Below are 5,752 nucleotides of genomic sequence, written 5' to 3'. Positions count from 1 at the left end.
TATCAGAGTACATCTGATCAATAACAAATGCCCAAAATATGGCAAAAAAAGCCATTTTTCTATTATAAGTATAGTTTTATCTTTTGTAAACCCAATACCATTCAGCTATTATTAATTAGTGAGGGTCACTACGTTTTTTTGGATTTAAAGGAGCTCTGATTATTATGATAGGTGAACAATTAAGAACACTGCGCACCGCGAACAAGATGACACAGAAAGAGCTTGCAGGGGAGTTATCAGTGGCATTCCAGACTATAAGCAATTGGGAGAACAATTCCATCGACCCGTCTGTGAGCATGATTCTCCGCATCGCTGAATATTTCAACTGCTCCACTGATTATCTTCTCAAAGGGGATGATTCAAGTGCCAAGTATATTGATACAACCCAGTTGACAGAACATCAGCACGCACAGCTTCTTGGGCTTGCAAAGGAATTCTCCAAACTGAACAAGAAATAAAATATAACTTTATAATGTTCATATTACAGATACAGGGTATCACAACATTGTTGCGATACCCTGTTTTCTATTTGTATTATTCCAGATCGTGATCTGTATATCCTACAGGCTCATTCCACCGTCAACCTTGATGACCTGTCCTGTTATATATGATGCCTTGTCCGAAGCAAGGAACGCTGCTGTCTCAGCGATGTCTGATACTTCACCAAGTCTCTTGACTGTGATATGGTCAAGCATAGCCTCCTTTGCCTTGTCTGAGAGTGCATCTGTCATGTCTGTCTTGATGAATCCAGGAGCGATGGCGTTCGCTGTGATTCCACGGCTTCCGAGCTCCTTGGCTATAGACTTGGTGATACCTATAACACCAGCCTTGGATGCTGCGTAGTTCACCTGTCCTGCATTTCCCTCTATTCCGACTACTGATGACATGTTGATGATACGTCCATACTTCTGCTTCATCATGGTTCTGTACACATGCTTGATACAGTTGAATGTACCCTTGAGGTTGATATTGATAACATCGTCGAAATCAGCCTCCTTCATTCCAAGTACAAGATTGTCTCTTGTGATTCCCGCATTGTTCACGAGAATATCTATTCTTCCATATGTAGCAACTGCGAACTTCATGAGTGCCTCAGCCTCAGCGAAATCTGCAACATTTGCCTTGAATGCAACTGCCTCTCCGCCTGCTGCCTTGACCTCCTCAACCAGGCTGTTTGCGCGCTCCTCTGAGCCATTGAAGTTTACTACTACCTTTGCGCCGTATCCGGCAAATGTCTTTGCTATCTCACGTCCGATACCTCTTCCGGCACCTGTTACCACTGCTACCTTGTCCTTAAGCATTCAGTTCCTCCAATTTCGCTAAATCGTCTACAGTTGCAATATTTATACTCTTTACCTCTCTGTTGATCTTCTTCATGAAGCCTGTGAGAGTCTTGCCCGGGCCGACCTCGATAAATGTGTCAACACCGTCAGCTATCATGTTCTCTATTGTCTGCTGCCATCTTACTGATGAGTACACCTGTCTCTTCAGGAGCTCCTTAACCTTTGCTGCGTCTGTGATCTCCTCTGCGTCTGCATTGCAGTAGTAAGGAGCAAATCCCTCTGCAACATCCACGCCCTGAAGGAAGTCGTAAAGTTTCTCACCTGCAGGCACAAGCATCTGTGAGTGGAATGGACCACTTACGTTAAGTGGGATAACTCTCTTTGCGCCAGCCTCTGCAAGTGCTGCTGATGCAGCCTTAACAGCCTCTGCCTCACCTGAGATAACTATCTGTCCAGGGCAGTTGTAATTTGCAATCTGCACCTTGCCAGGTGTGTTCTCACATATCTCTGCGATCTTGTCAGCGTCCATTGCTATGACTGCTGCCATTCCGCCCATTCCGAGAGGTACTTCGTTCTGCATAAGGATACCTCTTCTTCTAACTGTCTTGATGCCGTCAGCGAGAGTCATGGCTCCTGCTGCAACAAGTGCGCTGTACTCACCGAGTGAGAGTCCTGCAAATACATCAGCCTTGAGACCTGCGTTCTTCAGGTGCTCATATATGGCAACCTCTGCAGCAACCATGGCCGGCTGTGTGTACTCTGTCTTGTTGATGTCATCGTTCTCCTCGAAACAGATCTTCTTAAGCTCTATATCCAGAACGTCATCTGCCTCGTCAAATACCTTCTTGCTGTCCTCAAAACTGTCATAAAAATCCTTTGCCATGCCCACATACTGTGCGCCCTGACCTGGGAATATAACTGCTGTCTTACCCATTTCTTTTTTACCGCCTTTATTATATTTTGTAATTGATTTACATTCGCATATCATTGATGTCTGTCTGTACTGGATTTTATCAACCATCTCTCATGCTACATCCAGAAGCCAAGTCAACCATCCCTTATTATAGAACAGGGCTCCGCAAATCGCAAGGTCAAGAATTAATACTGCGTTAATACTTCAGCTTGCTCCGCACTTCGTGCTCCCGCAATCTGCCGCGCTTCATTCACACTCCGGCCTGTCAGCCTCCGTGTTTCATGTACCGCTTAACCGCCAAATGATACCGGATTTTTTCGAGCGAGCTCGAAAATCCGGCATCGCTTGGCGGTGTATTAACGCACAAAAAAAGCACATGCCATCAAGCCCCACGGCTCAAAGCATCTGCTGTAAATCAACTCTCATATAATATATATAACCTTGGATGGTCAGTCAGGACTCATGTCCTGGCTGGCTACCAAAGTTATGTCATGTCCGATACATGACAACTTTGAATAACAAATGTATTCAAAACAGTCCAATCTGTTCAGTTAGCAATATTACTCCTCAACACCCTTGCTCTTAAGGTAGTTAAGTACGTCCTCAAATGTAGCTACGTCATCGAGCTCCTCAGCAGGGATCTCAACATCGAACTCATCCTCAAGCTTCATAACGATCTCGTAAAGATCAAGTGAATCAACACCAAGATCATCCTTGAAGTTTGTGTCAAGCTTCATCTCGTCCTGTGAAACTCCTAACTGCTCCTCGAATATTGCCTTAACCTTATCAAACATGTTCTAATCCTCCTAAACTATAGTAAATGTTACCATTATCCTCACGGACGCTTATACTATAACCTAAGGCTACAGTAAAGTCAACACGAAGATTTTCATTGTTTTTTCGCTTATTTTTCAGCGTCAGACTTGATCGCACCTGTCTCATATATGAACTTAACTGTGCTCTTTGTACCATCGATCGTACCTGTGAAACTTGTGTAAGTTGTATCGTCTGAGAAGAGTGCCTCTATATAATCAATGTCTGCCTGATAGTTGCCTGCAAACAGCTTTGTGATCTTCTTGATACCCTCTTCGTTGAACTGCTTCATTCCATCGCTGAGAGTCTTTGAACCTGTTACAAGCTCCTTTGCTCCGTCATCCAGAGTCTTGCTTCCGCTGTCAAGCTGTGATGCTCCATCACTGAGGGTCTTTGCTCCTGCTGCGATCTGGCCTGCACTTGAATCAAGAGTTCCTGCCGCTGTCTTTAACTGGCTGCTTCCATTTGCCAGTGTTAAGCTTCCCTGATACAGTGTGTTCATATTTGTTGATATTGTAGCTGCTCCATCGCTGAGAGTCTTTGTACCCTCCTTGAGTGCTGCTGCACCTCTTGAGAGATCTCCGGTTCCCTTTGCGATTGCCTTGACACCTGCATATGCTGAATCGATTCCTGTTGAGATGCTTGATGCACCGTCACTGATGGTCTTGAGTCCTGTTGACAGCTCGCCCATCTTGGTATCCAGTGTCTCAGCACCCTGCTGTAATGCTGTTATCTGTGCTGTTGTCTCCTCTGAAGTCAAAGTAGCTGTGAGGGATGTTTCTATCTTGTCTATTGCACTGAGAGCACCCTTTGCCTTTGCAAGGCCTGTGTACTGTGCAAAATATGCATCGTATGTTCCATCGCCCTTTGCCGCATCCAGAGTAGTCTTACCTAGTGCAAGTGCTCCTTCAAGCTGTGACATAGCCGCATCTATTCCGGCCTCGCTTGTTATGGAACCGCCGAGCTGGCTGTATACATTTGACTGAGCCTGGCTTACGATCTGTGATGGCATTCCTGTCAGCATGGTGATCAATGTGTTCACACCATTATTGAGCTCTGTAGCGCCCTTTGCAAGTGCCTGTGAACCTGCATATGCATTGCTTGCTCCTGATGCCAGTGAACTTGCGCCCTTGGAAAGTCCAGGATTGCTGTCTGTTCCCTCAAAGCCTGCCTGAAGTTCCTTTGCACCACTGTTCAGCTTGTCAGCTCCGCTCTTGAGTGTGCCAACGCTTGTATCAACTGTCTTTGCTCCTGTTGCCAGTGTCTTTGCACCATCGTTGAGAGCTGATGAACCATCCTTTATAGACTTGATTCCATCGTCCAGGGTTCCCATGGCTGTTGATATCTGTGAAGTACCATCTGCCAGCTGGCTTGTATATGTCTCAAGTGAAGCTGCACCGTCTGCCAGTGTGTCAGCACCCTTCTTCAGTGAGTAAGTACCATCCTTCAGAGTCTCCAGACCATTTGTAATCTTTCCTGAACCCTCCTCGAGCTGATCTGCAGAATCACCGAGCTGACCTACGCTGTCTGTGAGTGAGCTCACATCTGCCTTGTCCTCAACCTCGTCTATGGCATCCTCTGCGCTTGATCCAAGAAGGTCACTTGCTGCAACCGTCATGGTCATTGAGAGCTCGAAGTCTGTGACATCCGCTGTAACCTCAACATAATCAGGTACATCTATGTTATCAAGTGCTGTCTCTATCTTGCTGTCATTTATACCATCCTGTAAGCACTGCTTGAATCCAGGAACTGCATATCCGACTACGATCTGGTTGCTTCCCTCTGAGATGACCTTACCATTCTCAACCTGAACGTTTGAGAACTTATCTACAGGAAGGATCATTCCTGAGAGCATTACAAATGGTGAGATGACCTCTGTATTCTTGCTGTCCACTGTGACTGTCTTCTTGGTGTTGTTGGTATAATCAAATCTGATGGTGACCTTACCGCTCTTGCCTGCAAGCTCTGAAGGCTCTATCTCCTCGCCGTCCAGCTTGTATGTTACCTTTACGTCAACAGGGAGCTCCTCATTTGACTTGCCCTGATAGTAGATATCTGATCCATTTGCAGCCCATGTTATAGTGCCATCGCCGTTGTCCTTGTATTCCTCATAGCCCTTCACGTTCTGGATGTCTGTGAGGTTTGTCTTGTCGTTGAGTCCCTCTGCACCGTCTGAGTTCTTCAGCCATGTGCTGACTGTAACGTCATTTGCATTTCCATTTGCATCGGCAAGGACATATACTGTCTCTTCCTTGTCTGCGTCAGATGCGCCATCCTTGGATATCTCAGATGTAAGTGCATCCTGAAGTGTGTCTGACTCGCTCTCGGTTGTAGCCTCGGCCTTGTCTGAGGATGAGCTGTCATTTGTATCTCCGCATCCTGTTGCCAGTGATGCCATCATAACTGCTGATAATGCAACACATATATATTTCTTCCATTTGATCATATTATTACCTCTTTTCATAGATTACAAAAGTTCCGTAGTTACATCTGTTTATAACTGCTATGCCTGAGTGGCTGCAGTGTCCTCATCGCTAACCTTCGCTGATGGTCCATCCATCAGGTTCTTCCTGTATCTGAACATGATGACCTTATCGAAGAGCATCAGTGCTGATGGAAGCATCAGGATAACTGCACACATACTTATGAGTGCTCCACGAGCCATAAGTGTACACAGCGCGCTGATCATATCTATATCTGAGTAAAGACCTACGCCAAATGTTGCAGCGAAGAATGAAAGTGC

At 45.7% G+C, this 5,752-nt stretch carries 5 protein-coding genes and 1 pseudogene; 1 reads left to right on the top strand and 5 read right to left on the bottom strand.

From position 1 onward, the window contains the following. The first annotated feature begins 164 nt into the window (after window positions 1-164). A complete protein-coding gene (locus tag ABUA34_RS13690; protein WP_015534624.1) occupies window positions 165-458 on the top strand; it encodes a helix-turn-helix domain-containing protein in 294 nt (97 codons plus the stop codon). Between the two features lie 102 nt (window positions 459-560). On the opposite strand, the gene fabG is transcribed toward ABUA34_RS13690, so the two are convergent. The 5 genes and pseudogenes from fabG to ABUA34_RS13665 all read right to left on the bottom strand — a co-directional run. Continuing rightward, entirely contained in the window at window positions 561-1,301 is a 741-nt protein-coding gene (gene fabG / locus ABUA34_RS13685; RefSeq protein WP_055224018.1) for a 3-oxoacyl-[acyl-carrier-protein] reductase, read from the bottom strand. Then, on the bottom strand, window positions 1,294-2,217 hold the full coding sequence (gene fabD / locus ABUA34_RS13680; RefSeq protein ID WP_015534623.1) for an ACP S-malonyltransferase: 924 nt from the start codon (window positions 2,215-2,217) through the stop codon (window positions 1,294-1,296). The genes fabG and fabD overlap by 8 nt, the downstream gene beginning before the upstream one ends. Before the next feature lie 539 nt (window positions 2,218-2,756). Continuing rightward, window positions 2,757-2,990: an acyl carrier protein gene (gene acpP, locus ABUA34_RS13675; RefSeq protein WP_022216990.1), complete on the bottom strand. Its 234-nt coding sequence runs from the start codon at window positions 2,988-2,990 to the stop codon at window positions 2,757-2,759. Window positions 2,991-3,100: 110 nt separating this feature from the next. Further along, entirely contained in the window at window positions 3,101-5,455 is a 2,355-nt protein-coding gene (locus ABUA34_RS13670; RefSeq protein WP_349823489.1) for a methyl-accepting chemotaxis protein, read from the bottom strand. A gap of 57 nt (window positions 5,456-5,512) precedes the next feature. Further along, window positions 5,513-5,752: pseudogene (locus ABUA34_RS13665) on the bottom strand (hypothetical protein); the annotation flags it as partial.

The sequence above is a fragment of the Coprococcus sp. RTP21428st1_C9_RTP21428_210409 genome (assembly GCF_040227395.1).
Taxonomy (GTDB): Bacteria; Bacillota; Clostridia; order Lachnospirales; family Lachnospiraceae; genus Coprococcus; species Coprococcus aceti.
Note: the sequence above shows the minus strand (reverse complement) of the source record. Positions and strands in the feature narration are given on the sequence as shown.

Bases quoted from the DNA above. Each gene is read 5' to 3' on its own strand.
- ABUA34_RS13690 (WP_015534624.1), top strand. From the start codon at position 165: ATGATAGGTGAACAATTAAGAACACTGCGCACCGCGAACAAGATGACA.
- fabG (WP_055224018.1), bottom strand. From the start codon at position 1,301: ATGCTTAAGGACAAGGTAGCAGTGGTAACAGGTGCCGGAAGAGGTATC.
- fabD (WP_015534623.1), bottom strand. From the start codon at position 2,217: ATGGGTAAGACAGCAGTTATATTCCCAGGTCAGGGCGCACAGTATGTG.
- acpP (WP_022216990.1), bottom strand. From the start codon at position 2,990: ATGTTTGATAAGGTTAAGGCAATATTCGAGGAGCAGTTAGGAGTTTCA.
- ABUA34_RS13670 (WP_349823489.1), bottom strand. From the start codon at position 5,455: ATGATCAAATGGAAGAAATATATATGTGTTGCATTATCAGCAGTTATG.